Below are 20,303 nucleotides of genomic sequence, written 5' to 3' on the forward strand. Positions count from 1 at the left end.
ATCCACTTATTTAATTTTTTGAACCTAACACTTTAAAATCATAAGCATGAATTGATTTCCCTCCCTGGACAGAGTTAATGATTTCTTCCATACCTATAACTTCACTTTCTTTAATTTTCTTACCATTTTTTAAAGAATAAATTTCTATATAATATTTATCTTTTCGATTTTCATCATACCGTAAGACATGTAATTGATCGCCCTTGAAGAAAGTTTGCTCATTGTATCTAACACCATCTGTTACATGATAGTCAATCTTAAATTTAGTATTTACTGTATTTGTCTGTGTATTAAACGTAATAACATTACCTAATCCATTTATAAAATATAATTCATTGTTATAAAAATACGCGGAATTATATTTTGTAAATGGTATTGAAGCTGTAGTGTTCTCTTCGGAAGACAACAAAATTAATTCTTGTTTTAATGTCGTTTTATCGATACGCAACAAATAAACTTTTCCTTTAATCGTATTATCATTTTCAACTAAAACCGTATAGTAATAATTTGAATCACTTAAAATAGAAGAATAACTAGAATATGACATAATTTTATCTAAACTAATTTCTGTAACATCTTCAAGTTTCATCTTTAGATCATTAAATACTAATTTTTTTAGACTATATTCTTTTTTGTCTATATCTTGAGTTATGACTAAAATAGTTTCTTCATCCACTCCAGAGCTCATAAGATAATGTGGAATATTTCCTTTATGAATGCCTTTTTTATTACCATATACAACGTTTGAATCATATCCTCCGGTATCAGGATTACTACCAGAATTATAGATATTTACAAACAAGTCGCTGTTCTTTAAATATGCTCTGTAATCTCCTGTATGTTGGTATTTCATCTTAAACTCTTTAAAGTTCTCCCCTACAAATTTAAGCTTATCCTTACTTTCTAATAAAAGTTCTTTTTTATTTTCTGATACTCCTATACCACCAAGCTCTAAACCATTCATTTTATAACCACTTGCTTCCCCATTCTTATTAATAAACACTGCATAACTAATACCCTTACCATCCATGTCTTGATCAGCTGTAGAAGAAAGGTATATCACAGCGTGTTTATCCTTCAAAAAATCTTTTTTTTGAACATCTTCCTCAGATATCCAATCCACATTTGAGTTACTGAAAAAGAAGAAATAGACTAATACTGTAATCACAATTACACCTAAAATAACAAATAGTAGTTTTTTCATCATGATATATTCCTTTCTTACAAGAAGAAGTGCAACAAATGTATTCGTTGCACTTCTTTCTATTAAATATGTCGAACTACTGATGTTTGTTTCGCATCACGAACATCTCGTGGATATACGCCAGCGCCACCATCTTTGTCTAAATCTAAACCACCATTAAGCTTATAAGCTGACCAGATAAGTTTTGAACAATTTTTGTCTCCATAATGAGTGGTAGTTCTATTCGTAGCGAAATTATAAGAATATCCGTCTTTACCTACACGATCTTTCGCCCACCATGCAGCATCATTTTTGTTTTGCCAAGTAGTATTTACAGATTTGACAACAGCGTCGCCTTTATCGACTTTGCGAGCTGTTGTACTAAGTGTACGTACTCCGTCACCTGGAACTGATTCTACTATTGTATTTGAACTATAGTACATACCAACATGTCCATGATTCAAATATGCAGTATATGAAGCAGTATAAAAGAAATCGCCCATATTGCTATTACCTACAGATACTGTACCTCCTCCTCCTCCTAACGTATTTACTTTTTTACTTGCTTCTTTTTTACTTTGAGCTTCATCTGCTTTGAGTTCTTTATAAATCTGTTCAGAAATTGCCTCTTTCGTATTTCCTGTATTCTTTGCCATTTCATTAATACTTGATATTAATTCCGATGTACTCAAATCTGGTTGCATTTTCTTAATTTCATTCAAATAAGGTAAATCATCACTTCCTGCAAAAGTAGCAGTAGGTACAACCACAGCTGAAGTCATTAAACCCATTGTTAATGCTAATGCATGTAATTTTTTCATATTACACCCCTCTATTTTTAAATAATTAATAAAAATTACAAAATTTCCAAATTTTTGATATATTCGGAACATACCTCTAATCATATCTTACAAATAATGTATATGTAAATACATTTCAGATTTTTTTATTTTTAGTATATAGATTGAAAGGTTCTGGTGCAAAGTTTGAAAAAAGCATAAACAGGTTGGTAAATGAGGAGCAATGTTTAGGAAATAGCTAGTAATTGTTGAAATTTATTGTACGTTGAAAAGGCGGAGTCTCTTTGAAGACTTCGCCTTTATTTATATACGGGTCCCACCCCATCACTATCAAGCTAACAAAACAAAATACTCCTAAAATGAAAAAATACGCTGACTTCTCAAAGTAATTAACTGTAGTGAAAGAAAATTTTTATTTTTGGGGTACATTAAAACTTTAGCTTGATGGGCATGTATGGTGATCACTACAAGGAATATATAGTACAACCCCAATGCTTAGTACTTGTTTTTCTTTTACCTTTCCATCCCATTCTTTGTAGCTCTTTTGCTATCAACATATTAAAAAAACCATGACCAACTAAGGCTACTGATTTATGTTTTCGAGCATAATCAATCAATAATTGAGATGCTTTCTTAGCCCTCCGTTTAGCATTATTTAATGACTCACATTCATTTGAATAACCACAAAACCATAAACATCTTAAAATCACGGCCCAATTACTTGGTTTTAATTTTAAATCCAATAATTTTCTTGAAAGAGCAGGTAACTCAGTTTCACGAAACAGAGACACAGATATTGCCTTCAATTTGGGATTTAATAACTTTGCTGACTCGACAGACCTTTTTAAATCACTTGTAATAACAATATTTGCTGACGATATTTTTTTAAGTGTTTCTGAAGGATAAGAAGGTTCTTCAAAAACCCCATTATAATCATACTTTTCAACCCAATTTTTAAATTCTTTGCAGGTTATTCTATTATTTTCAGTAAATTTTGATTTACCATGTCTAATCAATAAAATGTCCATAATAATTCTCCTATACAAATTATGTATCGTAAAAAGCCCTTAGATTTATTGAATATAAGAGCTTTTAATTCAATAGAGTTTAAAATATCATCTTATACTTTTGCTAAATTTCACTTAATGATATGTCCAGCATGTGTAAGACCTTCTCCAAATCCATACAGTCATGCCCAGTAAGCTAAGAAATTCATTGTTCCCCAAAATGAAAAAATGAGCTAAAATTCCATAAACAACTATGAGAGATAAAACCTTCATTTTGGGAATTCTTCAAAATATTAGTTTGATAGGCATAGTTAAAAAGGTTATACCTGTTTCATAACTATCATTATGAATATGGTAATAACACAAAATAAAAAACCGATATTTTCACTTGCAGGGGTCCCGCCAAATTTTGTACGCTAAGATATTTTCGAGAAATTAAAACCCTGATTTCTCTATACTAGGCAAAAGAATCAGGGTTTCTATATAGCCTTATTGTTTAACAATTCCTCTATCTCCAAATAATGTCATATTAAACTAACGTCTCCGACAGCTTATGCCGTTTTTTTTGCAAACCCGATCAATTTTCAAAAGCATTTCCAGAAGAACCATCTGAAGGTTGCGAAGTTCTTTGTCAGAGAGCATATGGGCTTTGTTTGTTTTCATATGGCCTCCTGTTTTAAACGGTTAACTAACTCCAAATTTTTTCTATTTTGACGACATGCTCAACGCCACGAAAAAATAAGTTTATTTTCTGTTCCTGAAAGCAGCCTTTGTATATTTTCCATATGCCTGAAAATAACCATAAACGCCATTAGGCACGCAAATATATAAAAATATAAGGTATTCTCAAAAACAGGAATAAATGAAATAGCCGCAACAAGCATTGTAGCACATATTGTACCTAAAGAAACATAACGGGTTAAAGCTACTATTATCACAAAAAAGCCAAGACATAAAAGAGCCATAACCCAGTCAACCATAAACAGCACAGCCACTGCTGTAAGTGCTCCCTTGCCCCCTTTAAACCCAAAATATACCGGCCAATTATGCCCTATAACCGCTCCTGCGCCTGCTGCTAAAAGGCTTACGCAATCTTTAGCCTCTCCCGAATAAAAGTAAACGCTAAGGAACAATCCTATAAAACAGGCAATTATCCCTTTTAATATATCTCCCGCAAGAACAAACACCGCAGCAGATTTCCCAAGTATCCTCAGAGTATTGGTAAGCCCGGCGTTTTTGCTTCCATGGCTTCTTATGTCCTTGCCGTATATTTTCCCTGCAATCACCGCTGTATTCAGGCTGCCTAAAAGGTAGCCCAAAGCTAAGGCCACAAAAATCTTTAAAATATCAATCATCACTCTTCTCCCTTTAATTTATTCTAATTTTCTTTTACTTCTCTATCAATACAGGGTTTTAGCATTGTCTTCCTCCAGAAAATTTCCCAATAAACTTCTACCTTTTTTATTCATGTTAAAAGGGCATCTACCATATTTATTCTATTGCATTGAACAATATCCTTTTCCACAAAACTGACCTTTAGTTTAAGTACAATTCTTTACAATCTCACTTCTGTATTAACATAAATCCCCAATTCCTCCCTATGAAGAAAGAACCGAAAACGAACGTTTAAGGAACTTCATTGAGTTCTAATAAAACTAACTGAAATACGGTCAAAAATCAGTACCAAAAACAAAGTCCCATATCAAATGCAAAATATCGTTTATGGAACCTTCTTAACGTACGGTGAAACCAAGTTTTTTGCCTTAAAAATTCCTTAGCGTACGAAATTCGCGTTTTGTTGACGGGGCCCTAGAACAAATTGATGAAACAACTCTTTATCCTCTGGAAAAGATAAGTGGATTCCTTCTATTTCACTCAAACTTTTCCAGCTAATTTCATGAATTAAACCGTCCGGGTCACATATTTCTGCTTTTCCGCCAATCACTTCTACTTCATAGTACACAATATGAACGTTATACCCATTGCTGTCACCAATTTTTTCATGTACCTTTTGAATGATTCGTACATCATATCCCGTTTCTTCTTTTACTTCACGTATACAACACTGTTCAAATGTTTCATTTTCAAATTTTCCACCAGATGGAACGGACCATTTTAATTCCTCCTCTTTTACATCTGGTCGTCCTTGTAGTACCATTAATAAATTTCCATCTTTGTTTATACATAATGCTGCTGCACCTTGAAAAATCTCCATTTTTTCTCCCTCCTCTTAAAACAAAACCATATTCCCTGTTCGTTTTGCATGCTTTTCTGCCTTTCGAACGAGCAAATAAGATATGACCACCAACAAGGCTAACATACTAAATAACAAGCATAAGTCTGGGAATAGATCTATAACACTCTCTCCCTCCATCAATAGCGAGCGAAATATTTGCAGCACATATGTTAATGGAAACAACGCTGCCATTATTTTTCCCCATAGAGGTAACACAACAACAGGAATACGTACACCAGCAAAAAATTGCATCGGTTCTTCTAAAATTGTAAAGAGAATGCTCGCATCTCTTGAAAATAAAAAGATAGTGTTCAAGACTCCTCCCCATACAACTGCTGAAATACATAACACAATAAAAGCAAATGCAATATTTTCAACTGGTGGTGCCTTCACATCATCAAGAAATAAGACAATGAGTATAGAGAAAACGGTAAACATCCATACACCTTCTATTAAATTTGCTCCCGCCCGGCAATACATCATCCATACGCGTGATACAGGTGTTAAAAAAATGAGCTCTAATGTTCCATTTTGACGTTCCCATGACATTTGCCATGCTGATTGAACAAGACTCCAAAAGAAAACATAGCCGATATAACCTGTAATGAGAAAAAAGCTAATTTGCTTTGGATCCATCCATTTTGCCAGTGGGCTACTATTTGATGTATCAAATGGTTTCACCGAAAAATAAGCAGTCGCAAATAATAATACAGGCCAAATGAATAAAGAAAAGTAGACCATTTTACTATGAAAATGATTACGGTGGTTCTTCTTCCATTCTGCAAAAAACATATTCACGCACTCACCCCATTTGCAATTTGCAAGATTGCATCCTCTAACCTCGCTTTATGTGTTTCTAATTGTAGTATGCTAATTTGATGTTTTGCTAATAACGATAAAACTACCGTGGTCATATCAAAAGATGCTGTTAGTTCATAGCGCAATCCATCTCCCATATGTTCCTTTACAAACTTTATTTCTCTTTTTCCGAAAGAGCGCTCCAATTGTTCCGTTAATTCATTTGATAACACAGAAATCACAATTTCTAAATGATGCTCACGTACAATAGATTGTATAATATCTTGAGGAGTTCCTTCATACAGAAGACTTCCTTTTTCAATAATATAAAGACGATCGCAAAGCTCTTCTACTTCTTCAAGATAGTGACTTGTTAATAAAATTCCTTTATTCTGTTCTTTCGCTAATTTATATACCATTTCTCGTAATTTTTTTGCTACTGGTGCATCTAATCCTAATGTCGGCTCATCAAGAAATAAATAATCAGGATCATTGATGAGTCCTCTTGCAATTTGTAAACGCTGTTTCATTCCCTTTGAATATCGTTCAACAGGTGTATTAGCAGCTTCTTCTAACTCCACTTGCTTCAAAAGAAAATGAATGCGTTCTTCTAATTCTGCTCCTTTTAAACCATATAGACTTCCAAAATACTGAAGGTTTTCTTTCCCTGTTAAGCGCCAATAAAGCATACGCTCCCCACCAGCAATCATATTAATTTTTTTCTTCACAAGAATATCCTGCTTTGTACTATCTGTTCCATCAATTTCAATCACACCTGAAGTCGGTTCAAGAAGCGTAGCTAACATTTTAATAGTTGTTGTTTTCCCAGCACCATTCACACCTAACAAACCGACAATTTCTCCTTTCTCAATCGTTAAATCTAACCCGTTCACTGCCTCAATTATTTTTCTTTTTTTGCGAAAAAAACCTATTTTTTCTTTTAATTCATAGCGTTTCACAAGTTGTTTCGCCCGTATCATCCAAATCTCCCCTATGCAAAATGTTTTTCAATAACATACTTTTCCATTCGTTTTATGGCCATTACACCAATTACAAAATAAACAACTCCTAATCCCAATAACCATATAAGATCAGATTGTATAGCAGTTACATTCCCGCCCTCGATCATGCATAATCGAAATGCTGATAAGCCATGTGATAATGGCATGAGCAAACTTATAGTCTGTAAAACCGCAGGAAGATAGCCTATCGGAAAAAATACTCCGCTAACAAGACTCATAAAAATAAATAATGTATTTTGCGTTAAATATGTATCTCGAAAATAAAGCATGAAAGCTCCAAGCACTAATGCTTGTGCAAAAATTGAAAAAAAGAAAATAAGTAATAGCAGTGACACAGCAGCGATATTCATTTCACGAAATTGTAATCCAAACAACAAACCAAACATAAAAATCGCAATAAATTCAATTCCAACTCGAAGCATTCCTTGTGCAGCTGCTCCTAAAAAATATCCTTGCCGAGATGATGGAGTTAACAACAGTACATCTAACGTTCCTTCACGCAATTCTGTAATTAACGTTCGGCTCACAATCATTAATAAAGAAACAGCAAACGAATAAAAAACAGCACCTAGTATAACGTAGGAAAGATAATCATCTGTTTTTCCTAGTTTCATAAAGCTATCATTTAATTTTCCTTGGAACATAAAGTGATATGTTAAATAAGAAAACAACACAATATAAATACCACTTAAAATATGTCCTAGAAAAAATGCCCATGGATATGCTCTCCGCATCGTATAAAAATCACGACGAAATGTAGCCCAAAACGTTAGCCACACGTTTTTTCCTCCTCTGTTTTATGAAAGGCTGGAAAGTCCATAAATTGATCTAAATCCACTCGAATTTGTTCCAGCTTTTCACGATTTGTTTGATAAAATACGTAATATCCTTTTCGTTCTTTTTGTACTAGTTCAGTTGCTTCAAGTATTTTTAAATGATTTGAAACAGTCGATTTCGTAAGGTTGTACCTCTCTGTTAATTGCTGCGTACAAAACGATTGAAATGATAAATCTCGCAACATTTTTAAGCGTGTTTCATCTGATATCGCTTGTAAAATTTGCAATAAATCCTTTGGTACTTCATCTGGATAGGATGAAGCAATTTCGACTTCATAATACACTTTTATATGAGTAGAAATGAAGTTATCCATTAGCAAATGAGGTGCGATAAAAGTTGATGGATAAAACGTGATTGCAGATAAATCTACAAAACGATACTGCCATGTACGTGCTTTTAAAAATGTGATTTGCTCGCCTTCAATTAAAAATCTTGGATGTAACCTCTTAGAAAGCGATAATGGATTTTGTTTTATCATTTCTTTCAAATCATGTACGGATTGCTGAAGCCAAGGTTCAATTCGAAAAAGCTCCCTTGCAAAATAACATTGATGGTATTCGTATAAAAAATTACAAATCGTTTCTTTCTCTAAATCCGGAAAAAATCTTTGAAATACCTTTTCATCTGTAGCTCGTAACCTTTCAATCCCTTCTTCTACATACACTTCAACTGGAAACTCTGAACACCAGTCGATAAATCGAAACCAATCATCACTTTTTCTATTAATTTCATGCAGCAATTCCTTTTCGTTTTCATTCATCATACTCAATAGATTTTCTGCCCACGGTAGTCGCTTCACATGATGTGCTGGATTAGATAAAACGTGTAGACTCAATAACATTTCGCGAAATGGTGAATAAACAACTTTGACATGTCGTTCAAACCAAGATGTAACGTGTACCATATGGTCCCCTCTCTTTGATTCGGTATCTATCGAATCAGTTTTATAATTTTGCAAAATTATTCAGTATATTAGCAGTATAGGAATAAATCGTCAATCGAAAATTGGAAATATTTTTATTTTAAAAACAAAAAAAGACTTTAGCTTCCGCTAAAATCTTTTCCGGTGATTCTTTTATAATTTAAAACACATGGGAATTTCTCTTCATTTTTGTATGTATTTATGGTTTTTTACTGGATAATCAACACGCCTGGATCATTCCTTTTTCAGATTGGTTTATTCTTACTCTTCTTGTCCTTCAGATAAAAACTGATAGTCATATACTATATAATTAAACACATTTACAAACCCTAAACTCTCTGCAATCACAGTTGAAGGTGTGTTCTCTTCCATACAATCCCAATAAGGAGTTTTCCCATTAGCGAGACAATCCTGTACAAATGCATGTGCAACTTTCTGAGCTAATTTTTTCCCCCGATGCTCTTTCGTTGTTTCAATATCTACTGCATGTGTATTTTCACTAACAAATCCTGAAAAACAAATACTTACTACTTCATTTTTATACATAATTACATACCCAATGCCTTTTTCAAAGAAAGATTCTATAGAACTCCAAAATAATGAAAGTTTTGATACCAAAGAACTGTTTTTTAATCATGAAAAAAGCAAACCTGTGCGAACAGATTTGCTTTTTCTACATTATTTTTGGTTAAATCCCTTTTTAACCAAAAACTCTTTCATATGCAATCGCTTCTCCTGTGACATAAACGTGCTCATTGATCTTGTCCATGTCACATCCTTTTGATTTGTCAATCTTTCCTTATAATATTCATTAGTCGTATGATCATATTCATCTAGTAATTCGTTATATTTCTTCTCATCATATGTGTTTTCATGTAGGATAGCTTCAACTGGTAACCGAGGTTTTATCCCATGGCTTTCATCTGGTACACCAATAGTCATTCCAAAAACTGGATACACCTTATCTGGCAAGTGTAACAATTCACTTATTTGTTCTGGGTTATTACGAATTCCACCAATATAACAAATACCATATCCGAGAGATTCAGCGGCAAGCGCTAAATTTTGGGCAAAGAGGGAAGCATCTACCGTTGCCACAATGAAATTTTCTGTAGTATCAGATTTAATTTCTGCTCCATGCTTCTCGCATGCAACTTCTAACCGCTTTAAATCTGCACAACAAACAAAAAATGCCGCGCAACTTTTCACGTGACGATTTCCAGATAGCTCTGCTAGTTGTTCTTTCAAAGCTTCATCTGTTACATATACAACTGAATATGCTTGTACAAAATGTGATGATGCTGCATGCTGCGCAGCCCCAATCATTCTTTCGATTACATTCTTGGGAATTGGCTCTTTCTTATATTTCCGTACTGATACGTGTTGTTCCATTGTATGTATCATTTCATTCATAACATCCTACCCCCCTATAGTCTGAATACTCAATAATTACCACATTTTTCGTATACGGACAAACAATATGCTTAAAACACAATTTATGTCGTTTTTTCAACTTGTATATATATACATCCATTTTATTTTTTCGCCATAGAAGTCACTGTTATGCAGAACACAACATGACCACTACTTGCTTTCTCCCTTTGTTTTAAACTTCGCATGTGGCAGGAAAAGGCACTGACCGTTTCTATGCACGGCCAAATGCTCTCGTCCCTCCTCTAAAAAGAAAGGGGTTTTTATGTCGTTTTTTAACTTGTATATATAGTTAACTTAACCTTGCTTTTTATCTAGTTCAATATCACTTATCCATCTACTCTATATATTTTCTAAAGGCTAACTTATTTTTAATTATTAGCTGCTTATTTCCAATTGATGTTATAAACCCTAAGTCTTCAAATTTACTAAATTTACGACTAATTGTTTCCCGTGTCACCCCTATATAACTTGCAATTTCTTCCCGTGTTAACGGTAAATTTATAATTATTCCTTTATCAGTATCCTTACCATACTTTTCACAAAACTCTAGAATGATATAGGCAATTCTAACTTCTGGATCATTTGTTGCAAGATTATGAGCTAAATTTTCTGTATGCGCTAACCGTTTTGTAACGGTTTTTAACAGTTTTAATGCAATACCTGGATTTCGCTCTATTATACTATCCATATCATCTTTTTTTAACATACAAATTTTCGTATCTTCCATAGCATACGCACTAAAATTACTCTTCTCATCACAATTAAATATGTTTAATTCACAAAAACACTCACCGCTCGTTAAAATATGCAAGATTTGCTCTTTTCCTTGAGTGGTTAGTTTAGATAGCTTTACTTGTCCCTTATTAATAATAAATAATGTATCTGATTTCTCTCCTTCATGAATCAATGGTTGTCCCTTTTTAAATTGCTTATGTTTTGACATTGCAGCTATTTTTAAAATTTCCTCATCAGATAAAGATTTAAAAATTAGAACTTTTCTTGGACAAGGCTCTACTAAATTTTTATGATAACAATGTTCTTTCATATTACCTCACCTAACTTTACATATATTATATAAAATGAAATTTTAATCAGTGTCTTTTTATTATTAGCCCTCACCAATCGGGCTTTTATGGGCATTAATACGTAATAAAGTATCCTTATGATACCTAAATTATTATATCTCTTCCTAAAAGCTAAACCAGTGACCCAAATCACATCAAAAAATTCTTTTCATATAAAAAAGTAACGAGAAATTATATAATCTTCTCGTTACTTTTTCTTTTGCTATTCCTCTACCGGTGCAAAATGTTCAGTATCTTCTCCACATACTGGACACACCCAATCTTCTGGTAAATCTTCAAAACTTGTTCCTGGTTCTATATCTTCATCCGGGTCTCCAATTTCTGGATTATAAATATAGCCGCATGGTAAGCAAATATATTTTTTCATTATAATGTCCTCTTTCTATTATTATATTAAGATTTCAGTTTCTCTTTTACCTTGCTCATTATTTCACTTACATTCGTATTTTTCATATCAATCTCTTCTAATGATACCTGCTTTTCAATAGCAGACTTGTAAGGGATGGACGCAGCAACTCCTTCTAATGAGATGACACCTACTATTTTATGATCCTTGATAAATAACCTTGTATACTTCTCTTTACCATCTTCTTCAACGATAGTTGTATCACATTGTTTTTCATCAACGAATCCAATTGAGAATAAAGATACATCGAATGCATTAAAGATAGTAGTTGGAATTGCTTCTTTATAAATTGCAGGATTAGAAACCATATTACTTCCTGCAATTTTCCCTTGATCCATTGCTCGTCCCCATAGTCCGCCAATTTCACCGTTTACTTCTGCTACATCCCCAGCAGCATATACAGATTCCACATTCGTTTCCATCTTCTCATTGACAATAATACCTCTATTTACATGAATAGGAGTATTATTTACTAAAGAAATGTTAGGAGTGACCCCAATTGAATAAACAACACTATCACAATCTATTAGTTGTTCACCATTCACTTTCATTCCAGTTACTACTTCTTCTCCAAGAATAGAATCAATAGTCGTATTTAAATATACTTTTACTCCGGAACTTTCAATTTTTTGTTTTAATAAAAGAGAAACTTTTTCATCTAATTGTCTTCCCATTAGTGTAGCGGCAACTTCTACAATGGATACTTTTTTACCAGCTTTCATCATAGACCAAGCTGTTTCTAACCCTTGTACGCCTCCACCAATGTTTACAACATGCTTTTTATCTTCTAAACATGCTTTAAAGTTATCTGCTTCCTGCATGTCTCTAATAGTAAAGACATTTTTTTTATTTATTCCATCTACTGGTAGCCTTCTATTATTTGCACCCGTGCAAATTAATAATTTGTAATACGAAATTTTTTCATGATTTGATGTAACAATATTTTTCTGCTCCGTATCAATTTTTACTACCTTTGTATTTGTGAAAACTGATATATTATTATTTTGGTACCATTTTTCTTTTTTGATTAAAACTTTTTCACTGTGTAAATCTGAATATAGCTCTTTTGATAGTTTAATTCTGTTATAGGGTAAAGATGGTTCTTCACCAAAAATGAATATCTTTGAATCCTTGTCATGATCTCTAATTGTCTTTGCAGCATTTACAGCGGCTACTCCACTTCCGATAATAACAAAATTCTTTTCCATATTTTCACCTACGTTTTTCTATTAAATAGAACTTAATAATAAATCTGTAACAAATGTTGTTGCATGTTTAATTCGTTCTGTTTTCTCTTCATCCTTTGGAGAGAATCTTACACGAATAGGGAATTCAACATGAGTCATACCTGTAGACTTAATAACATTTGATGTACTTTGTACATTCATATTTGTTTCATTTAAGTAATCTTGTACTACCTCAATTGCTTCACCACTCCAACCGTATGATCCGAATGCAGCTGCTATTTTTCCTTCTAAATTCATTTCTTTCATTTCTTTTAAAATTTCTTCTAAATTTCCAATCATATCTGCGTATTTAGTTGACGATCCGATGAAGACTGCATCTGCTTCTTGAATACTTTCTAGAATTTCAGCTTTATCTGATTTATCAGCATTAAATACTGTTACTTCAATGTTATCTGCCTCGAATGTTTCTTTAATGATATTCGCGATTTTTTTCGTGTTATTTTTAATGGTTGTATATACAATAGTTACTTTTTTCCCTAGTGTTGTATCTCTACTCATTTCTGCATATAAATCAATATATTTTTGGACATCTTGGCGTAAAATGTACCCATGAGACGGAGCAATCATTTGAACATCTAAGCCTTTCAATGCTTCCATTAACGTTCTGACATATCTTCTATGCGGGTGAATAATCGCATTATAGTAGCCTATGAAATCTTCCGTAATATCTTCATTCGCTTCATCGTTAAAGAATTCATAATTCGCTACATGTGTACTGAAAATATCACATGGGAATAAAATTTTATCCTCTATGCAATATGTGATCATTGTTTCTTCTGTATGAAGATATGGAGTTTCTTTAAATTTCAACGTTTTCCCACCAATATCTAATGTGTCTCCATCTTTTACAACTAAAAAGTTTCTGTGATGCAATTTATACATTTCCTGCAACTCAGGTACTGCAATTTCTGTGCATACAATTGTAGCATTTGTAGCCCTTGATGCTAATGCTGCCAATCCACCTGAATGATCGGGTTCTGTATGATTCACTACGATATACTGAATTTCTTGCGGATCAATTAATTCACTTAAATATTCTACAAATTCTCTTCCAAACTCTATGTCAACTGTATCAATCACTGTTGGTTTTTCCGTTTTTAGAAGATATGCATTATAAGTTGTTCCTTTTGCTAAGATTAAACGGTGAAATGGAACTTCCCTATTATCAATTTTCCCTACCCAATATATATCTTCAGTTAGCTTAATTTCTCTATTCATATTTTTTAATTCCTCCTCATTTTTATCTCTTAACAACAATTGTATTATAAAAATTTTCCTGAAATAAAAAGAGGACTTGAATCACATTTTGCAAAAACCAATAAAAAAAATACTTTAGTAAATGAAAATTTTTCTTTACTAAAGTATTTTTTATGACATATTTACTTTGTAGCTACAAGAACTAAAGCTGGCCCATTCGGTAAATACGCCTCTTTTTTAAAATTACCGAAAGTTTCTACAGTACGAAAACCACATTCTTTTAACATAGGCAGTAGTTGTTTTTTCGTAATAGGATATAACAGAATACTATTTGATAGTTCTTTATCATCCACATTCAATGTTGCAGTAAATAATACTTTTTCTCCTTCTAGCGTATAATTACGCTTAAACGAGAAATGTTTCTTCTTCAGTACCGGAAATTTGAAATTATTTTCAGCTAATACTTTTTCATAATTTACAATTTGAATAATTAGTTTTCCGTTTGCTTTTAATTTTTCATAAGATCCACAGATAAAATTAAAGATTTCTTTCGAATTATCCAAATGAACAAGTGTATTTCCAATACAATAAATACCATCAAATACTCCAGGCACATTTTCAATTTGTTGCATTCCAAATGTATTTACACTAAATATCCCTTCGTAAACTGCAGCTTTCTCCCGAATTTTTGCAGCCAGCGTCTTCTCTGGTTCCATCGCAGTAACAGCAAACCCCTTTTCAACTAGTGCTTGGGATACATTACCTGTTCCTGCGCCCACATCCAATATAGAGCTACCTTTTTGTAAATAAGAGACTATAAAATTCATTTGTTTCTCATTTGCAGGAAAAATTTCATCATAATATGGCGTTAACGTTTGATAGAAAGTCATTATTTATACAGTCCTTTCAGAATCTATATATATATCCATTTTAATTTTTCGACATTTTTGTCTAGCTCCAGCGGCTTCCGCTTTTCTTTATAAGTCGCCGTTACGCAAAATACAACATGACTGCTACTTGCTTTCTCCTTTTGTTTTAAACCTGGCATGTGGTAGGAAAAGGCCCTGACCGTTTCTATGCATGGCCAGATGCTCTCGCCTACCTAAAAAAAGAGGGCTTTTATGTCGATTTTTTAATTTGTATTTATATATTTGAGTCAGTTTCCTTATCAAAATATTACTAAACACTCACAAACTTACTGTAATAATTATTACAGTAATGCTCTGGCTAACAATACTACTGAAACAAAAAAGTAAATAGAATTTATACTCTCTAAAATACCCACTTGTAGAATCGAAATATTTCTACCATAAAGGAATATAGATCGTATCAAACTTGGTATAAAGGCAATGGTAAACCACGGTGATACAATTAAAGTCGCAATCACAAGTAAAGAATGATACCCCCATGAAACAAAGCGATACGTTGGATTCTTTTTCTCACGAATCATCGTCTTCACATAAAACGTACTTCCCATAAAATATAAAAATGATATAGTTGCAACAACCCATATCTTCTCATCAACTGTTTTCATTGTGAAATAATAACTAATTATTCCCCCTATACAAAACAAAATAATAGCACACATGTCATTTAGTAAAGCTCGTTCGTTTTTTTGGCGAGAAAAGTAAATATTTATGAAAAAACATGGGAGCATAATAATGGAAAAGAACACAATACGCCATTCATATATAAGAGCAATGATCGCACACACACAAGCCACACTAAAATAAATAAAGAAAGAATGTAAATAATACTTCTTTCGTGGTTGTTTTACGTACATTAATAACGGATACGTAGCTAAGTACACAAACAACCATGCCAAAAAGAGCGGTATATGATACCATGTCCCTTTACCAATTAAAACACCCAGTACAAATGGAATAAGCAGCATTCCCCATGCCCCATGCTGCTTTGGAATAATTAACTTCATTCTTTTAACACCCTCACCCAAAGTCTTTTATCAACAATGTCATTTTTATACGTTTTGTTTCTGTTTTCGTAATGCTTTTGGGATGTATACACAGAAAGGTTCACTTTCCATGTAATCTCCAGTCATGGCAAAAGCTCTAGAGCGAGATCCTCCGCAAACATATCGGAACTCACAAACCCCACACTTTCCTTTATACTTGTCTGGGTTACGCAAGTCTTGGAAGATGGGAGAGTTTCGATAAATATCAGCTAGTGGTGTTGTTCGAACATTCCCGGCTTTGATAGGTAATAACCCACTTGGATATACATCTCCAATATGAGAGATAAATACAAAACCGTTTCCATCATTTACCCCTTTTGGAGCACGTCCAAGTCCATCAATCTGCCCCGTCATTCCATTCATCAATACATGCTGATATTGAATAGCCTGATCTGTTGTTTTATTCTCTCTCATTTTTTGTTGAATAACAACACGTCTGTAGTGCTGAGCAGCCGTTGTTTTAATATCAAAAGAAACCTTTTTACTTAATTGATATAGCCATTGGAATACTCTTTCATGCCCGGCTGGTGAAATCATATCTGTTTCCTTGCCGCGCCCCGTTGGAACTAAGAAAAATACACTCCAAAGCACACACTCTAATTCCTCTACTAATTTCGCCATATCTTCAAGTACATTCACATTATAATTAGAAACAACAGTATTAATTTGAATAGGAATTTCCAATTCATGCAAATAACGAATCGCATTCATTGTTAATTCAAATGACCCCTCTGTCCCCCTAAAATGATCATGTATTTCAGCTGTTGGCCCATCTAAACTAAATGCCCATCTAGCAAGCCCTACTTCTTTTGCTTTTTGAATTGTTTCTTTCGTAACGTTTGGAGTAGCACTTGGTGTCATAGATACCCGAACACCTTTTTTTATCGCATAATCCGCAATATCATATACATCCGGACGCATTAACGGATCACCGCCGGTAAAAACAAGCATCGGATTATCCATTTCATATATATCATCAATTAGTTTTTTACCTTCTTCAAATGTTAGCTCAAGAGGATGACGATGATACTGAGCTTCCGCGCGACAATGAAGACATTTTAATTGGCATGCTCTTGTCAACTCCCATATTACAATAAATGGATTTTTGTTAAAATCACGATTAATCAAGATTAAACCCTCCTATCGACTTATATCCTCATTGTAAAGTTATATAAGAATTCATGTTGTGAGATACATCACGCATGAAACTTTAATCAGCCCTTACCAATCAAGCTTTTACATGTGGTTTATCCCCCACCTAACTTCTTAAGAAAAGCGGAAGTGGCTCGTCCAGAATGTGAGAGGGATGGAGCTTCTGACGTAGAGGTGTTTTTTACCTCGTAGGAAGAAGCGAAGCCACCGAACATTCTAGCCACTGGAGCTGGACAATGCTTTCGCCAAATTTTGAGGTGGGAGTATTACTGCCCACAAATAGCGAGATAAAAATGGACCTACACCTCGCTGCCTTTCTTTGTTTTCAAACTTTGTGCGTGGCAGGAAAAGGCCCTGACCGCTACTATACATAACCAGTCCCTCTCGACCACTTAAAAAAATGCTTTTCTATCGGTTTTTCATAGAGTGACTGAGTAGGTACAAAATTTCTTTTTATCACGGCCTCTTGTACTTCTTTTTACGCAACGTACTCCCCTAACGTTCCCTAGTTTTTCCTTCAAATTTTCAAAAATCACACGTGTGATTTTCCTCACTTCTTATTCATTCTCTTTATGTTACATTGTTTTTGAGAATTAATATCACTTATTTCCGAGGTGAGAGTGATGACAAAGATGATTGATTTTAGTCAAACCGTTTGCGATTTGGCTAACAAATACCCTGAAATCATCCCTATCTTAAAAGAGCTAGGCTTTGAAGATATAACGAAACCCGGCATGCTGCACACGGTCGGCCGTGTGATGACTATTCCAAATGGATGCCGGATGAAGGGAATTTCTTTCGATATCGTTAAAGAAACTTTTAAAAATAATGGATTTAACATGAAAGAATAGAGGAGGATCCTTATGAGTGAAATAATTAATAATCGTGAACAAGAAAGTATGAATCAATTTGAAAGACAGGCTATCTTAAAGGAAATTATTAAAAATCTTCATAATGGAAAAAGTGTGGAAGAAGTAAAGGCACAATTTGAAGAAGCAGTCGGGAATATTACCGTCGCGGAAATTTCAAAACTTGAACAGGCACTCATGGAAGAAGAAGGAATTCCAGTGGAAGAAGTACAACGTTTATGCTCGGTGCATACAGCTATTTTTAAGGGTTCCATTGAAGAAATCCATCGATCCGATAAACTCGAAGATCAAGCTGGGCATCCAGTTCATACATTTAAGCTTGAAAACAAAAAAATTGATAAGCTTGTTAACTTCAAACTTCAACTTCACTACGAACGTTTCGAGAAAGAAGATAGTGAAGAAAACGTTTATAAACTAATCGAAGATTTAAATCTGTTGCTAGATGTGGATAAACACTACAGCCGTAAAGAAAATCTGCTTTTCCCCTATTTAGAAAAATACGGAATTTACGGCCCAACACAAGTAATGTGGGGAATCGATGATGTCATTCGTAACGCCATTAAAGATGTAAAACAAGCATTAACAAACTATAACGGAGATAAAAAGACTGTCTTAGACGGCGTTTACTTTGTCATCCGTGAGGTAACTGAAATGATTTTTAAAGAGGAAAATATTTTGTTTCCAATGGCACTTCAAACTCTTACGGAAGATGAATGGGTTAAAATCGCTCATGAAAGTGATGAAATTGGCTATTGCTTAACAGGTCCTGCGAGTATATGGAAACCTGAAAGAAAAGCGGTGCAAGAGCAGGCTATGTCTGAAGGATTCATACGTTTAGAAACAGGTATACTATCTTTAAAACAACTAGATATGATGTTGAACCACTTGCCTGTGGATATTACGTACATTGATCAGAATGATGTTGTACGCTACTTCTCTCATGGAAAAGAGCGAATCTTTGCTCGCACAAAAGCGATAATCGGCAGAACAGTTCAAAACTGCCATCCTCCGAAAAGCGTTCATGTCGTTGAAAAGCTCTTGGAAGACTTTAAATCTGGAAACAAAGATTGTGAAGATTTCTGGATTAAGTTCAAAGATAAATATGTATACATTCGCTATTTCGCTATACGGAGTGAAGATGGAGAATACATGGGCACCCTTGAATTCACACAAAATATTAATCCGATTCAAGAAATCCAAGGAGAAAAACGTATTCTCTCATAAATTGAGATTGTTACAATTCCCTTGACCTTTCTTTAAAGAGGATGAACCCATTGCTAAACACCCGGTTCATCCTCTTTAAGAATAAAATGCCAATTCCCCTCTATTTTCTACTTCCTCATCTCTTTCTCTCTAAATATTTCAAGCTTTTCATACACATAAACGTACTCATTGATTCAGTCTGCGTTACATCCTTTTAATTTGTCACTCTTTCCTTTTTGTAAGATTTCTCATTATATTTGATTCATAATCCAATACTTCGTAATTGCTAAATACTCTCTCAGATTAGATTGAATTATGATAGGCTTTGGTGTTCTTGCAGACAATCCCTCTAACTGCAATCCCTGTTTTTCGGCAATTTTTTTTGCGCGGTACATATGAAAATCATTCGTCACAATGATTCCTTTCTTCTTATTTGTTGGAATAAGCAGTTTTGAAAATTTTATGTTCTCATCTGTATTCGTGGAACGATCTTCCATTGTAATTCGTTCTTCTTGAATTCCCTGCGCCACCAATCCGCGTTCCATCGCTAAAGCTTCGGAAATATCCTCTCTTTTTCCTTTACCACCAGACACAATAACAGTTGTTTGTGGATGTGTTTTTAAATATTCAGCTGCTTTATCAATACGATATTGCAAAGCATAAGAAGGTTCTGTTCCTTTCACACGAGCACCAAGTACAATCATATAATCCGCATCATCTGGTGCTTCCATGTGACCATGCTTGTAAATAATATATTGTAAAGTACTCATATAAACTGCTGCAATGATAATGAAAATAAAACAATACTTTTTGAATTTCTTTTTTTTTAACATCCCTATAAATTCTCCTATTTCACCATTTTTTTCATCATAATATCCTTCCAATTATTTGTATAGTTTTATTTTCCAATTCAAGATAGTTTATCCTTTAAAA

At 33.7% G+C, this 20,303-nt stretch carries 21 protein-coding genes and 1 pseudogene; 2 read left to right on the forward strand and 20 right to left on the reverse strand.

All coding sequences use genetic code 11. The features are described 5' to 3' along the window. Positions 1-10: 10 nt before the first annotated feature. The 19 genes and pseudogenes from ACIGHG_RS16750 to ACIGHG_RS16835 form a co-directional block, all read right to left on the reverse strand. Positions 11-1,204, reverse strand: coding sequence for a hypothetical protein (locus tag ACIGHG_RS16750; protein ID WP_336471817.1), 1,194 nt, complete (start codon positions 1,202-1,204; stop codon positions 11-13). Positions 1,205-1,266: 62 nt separating this feature from the next. Then, complete coding sequence (locus ACIGHG_RS16755; protein ID WP_336471816.1) at positions 1,267-2,004, reverse strand: hypothetical protein; 738 nt, start codon at positions 2,002-2,004, stop codon at positions 1,267-1,269. 206 nt (positions 2,005-2,210) lie between these two features. After that, positions 2,211-2,282 (reverse strand): annotated as a pseudogene (locus tag ACIGHG_RS25705) (IS6 family transposase); the annotation flags it as partial. 165 nt (positions 2,283-2,447) lie between these two features. Continuing rightward, positions 2,448-3,011, reverse strand: a complete 564-nt coding sequence (locus tag ACIGHG_RS16760; RefSeq protein WP_336471723.1) for a histidine phosphatase family protein — start codon at positions 3,009-3,011, stop codon at positions 2,448-2,450. A 701-nt stretch (positions 3,012-3,712) separates the two neighbouring features. After that, positions 3,713-4,345 (reverse strand): glycerol-3-phosphate 1-O-acyltransferase PlsY, encoded by a 633-nt coding sequence (gene plsY, locus ACIGHG_RS16765; RefSeq protein WP_336471722.1) that lies wholly within the window; start codon positions 4,343-4,345, stop codon positions 3,713-3,715. Positions 4,346-4,764: 419 nt separating this feature from the next. Then, the gene (locus ACIGHG_RS16770; RefSeq protein ID WP_336471721.1) at positions 4,765-5,205 is read right to left on the reverse strand and encodes an NUDIX hydrolase; all 441 of its coding nucleotides are present in this window, start codon (positions 5,203-5,205) and stop codon (positions 4,765-4,767) included. A 15-nt stretch (positions 5,206-5,220) separates the two neighbouring features. Continuing rightward, positions 5,221-6,018, reverse strand: coding sequence for an ABC transporter permease (locus ACIGHG_RS16775; RefSeq protein ID WP_396549565.1), 798 nt, complete (start codon positions 6,016-6,018; stop codon positions 5,221-5,223). Between the two features lie 2 nt (positions 6,019-6,020). Beyond that, positions 6,021-7,004, reverse strand: coding sequence for an ABC transporter ATP-binding protein (locus ACIGHG_RS16780; protein ID WP_090995308.1), 984 nt, complete (start codon positions 7,002-7,004; stop codon positions 6,021-6,023). An 11-nt stretch (positions 7,005-7,015) separates the two neighbouring features. Continuing rightward, positions 7,016-7,825, reverse strand: a complete 810-nt coding sequence (locus ACIGHG_RS16785; protein WP_336471720.1) for an ABC transporter permease — start codon at positions 7,823-7,825, stop codon at positions 7,016-7,018. Beyond that, positions 7,816-8,787 carry an ArsR/SmtB family transcription factor gene (locus ACIGHG_RS16790; RefSeq protein WP_336471719.1) on the reverse strand — a complete coding sequence of 324 codons (972 nt, stop codon included), beginning with the start codon at positions 8,785-8,787 and terminating at the stop codon, positions 7,816-7,818. Before ACIGHG_RS16790 ends, ACIGHG_RS16785 begins: the two co-directional genes overlap by 10 nt. Before the next feature lie 279 nt (positions 8,788-9,066). Beyond that, positions 9,067-9,423 carry a GNAT family N-acetyltransferase gene (locus ACIGHG_RS16795; protein WP_336471718.1) on the reverse strand — a complete coding sequence of 119 codons (357 nt, stop codon included), beginning with the start codon at positions 9,421-9,423 and terminating at the stop codon, positions 9,067-9,069. A 60-nt stretch (positions 9,424-9,483) separates the two neighbouring features. Next, entirely contained in the window at positions 9,484-10,218 is a 735-nt protein-coding gene (gene nfsA, locus ACIGHG_RS16800; protein WP_396549503.1) for an oxygen-insensitive NADPH nitroreductase, read from the reverse strand. Positions 10,219-10,573: 355 nt separating this feature from the next. Then, a complete protein-coding gene (locus ACIGHG_RS16805; protein ID WP_336471716.1) occupies positions 10,574-11,284 on the reverse strand; it encodes a Crp/Fnr family transcriptional regulator in 711 nt (236 codons plus the stop codon). Positions 11,285-11,526: 242 nt separating this feature from the next. Beyond that, positions 11,527-11,691, reverse strand: a complete 165-nt coding sequence (gene rd, locus ACIGHG_RS16810) for a rubredoxin (protein WP_396549505.1) — start codon at positions 11,689-11,691, stop codon at positions 11,527-11,529. A gap of 26 nt (positions 11,692-11,717) precedes the next feature. Then, positions 11,718-12,938, reverse strand: a complete 1,221-nt coding sequence (locus ACIGHG_RS16815; protein ID WP_396549507.1) for an NAD(P)/FAD-dependent oxidoreductase — start codon at positions 12,936-12,938, stop codon at positions 11,718-11,720. A gap of 21 nt (positions 12,939-12,959) precedes the next feature. Then, on the reverse strand, positions 12,960-14,195 hold the full coding sequence (locus ACIGHG_RS16820; RefSeq protein WP_396549508.1) for an FprA family A-type flavoprotein: 1,236 nt from the start codon (positions 14,193-14,195) through the stop codon (positions 12,960-12,962). 161 nt (positions 14,196-14,356) lie between these two features. Further along, positions 14,357-15,064: a class I SAM-dependent methyltransferase gene (locus ACIGHG_RS16825; protein WP_396549510.1), complete on the reverse strand. Its 708-nt coding sequence runs from the start codon at positions 15,062-15,064 to the stop codon at positions 14,357-14,359. 320 nt (positions 15,065-15,384) lie between these two features. Further along, the gene (locus ACIGHG_RS16830; RefSeq protein WP_336471712.1) at positions 15,385-16,107 is read right to left on the reverse strand and encodes a YwiC-like family protein; all 723 of its coding nucleotides are present in this window, start codon (positions 16,105-16,107) and stop codon (positions 15,385-15,387) included. 45 nt (positions 16,108-16,152) lie between these two features. Then, entirely contained in the window at positions 16,153-17,274 is a 1,122-nt protein-coding gene (locus ACIGHG_RS16835) for a TIGR04053 family radical SAM/SPASM domain-containing protein (protein ID WP_396549512.1), read from the reverse strand. Positions 17,275-17,921: 647 nt separating this feature from the next. On the opposite strand from ACIGHG_RS16835, the gene ACIGHG_RS16840 reads away from it, so the two are divergent. Together ACIGHG_RS16840 and ACIGHG_RS16845 are read left to right on the forward strand one after the other, a co-directional pair. After that, positions 17,922-18,149: a DUF1858 domain-containing protein gene (locus ACIGHG_RS16840; protein ID WP_396549514.1), complete on the forward strand. Its 228-nt coding sequence runs from the start codon at positions 17,922-17,924 to the stop codon at positions 18,147-18,149. 12 nt (positions 18,150-18,161) lie between these two features. Next, entirely contained in the window at positions 18,162-19,391 is a 1,230-nt protein-coding gene (locus ACIGHG_RS16845; protein ID WP_396549516.1) for a DUF438 domain-containing protein, read from the forward strand. Between the two features lie 230 nt (positions 19,392-19,621). Here the strand turns inward: ACIGHG_RS16845 and ACIGHG_RS16850 are convergent, their stop codons facing one another. After that, on the reverse strand, positions 19,622-20,203 hold the full coding sequence (locus ACIGHG_RS16850) for a YdcF family protein (RefSeq protein ID WP_396549518.1): 582 nt from the start codon (positions 20,201-20,203) through the stop codon (positions 19,622-19,624). Positions 20,204-20,303: the final 100 nt, after the last annotated feature.

This window comes from Bacillus sp. NPDC077411 (assembly GCF_044543425.1).
Classification (GTDB): Bacteria; Bacillota; Bacilli; order Bacillales; family Bacillaceae_G; genus Bacillus_A; species Bacillus_A bruguierae.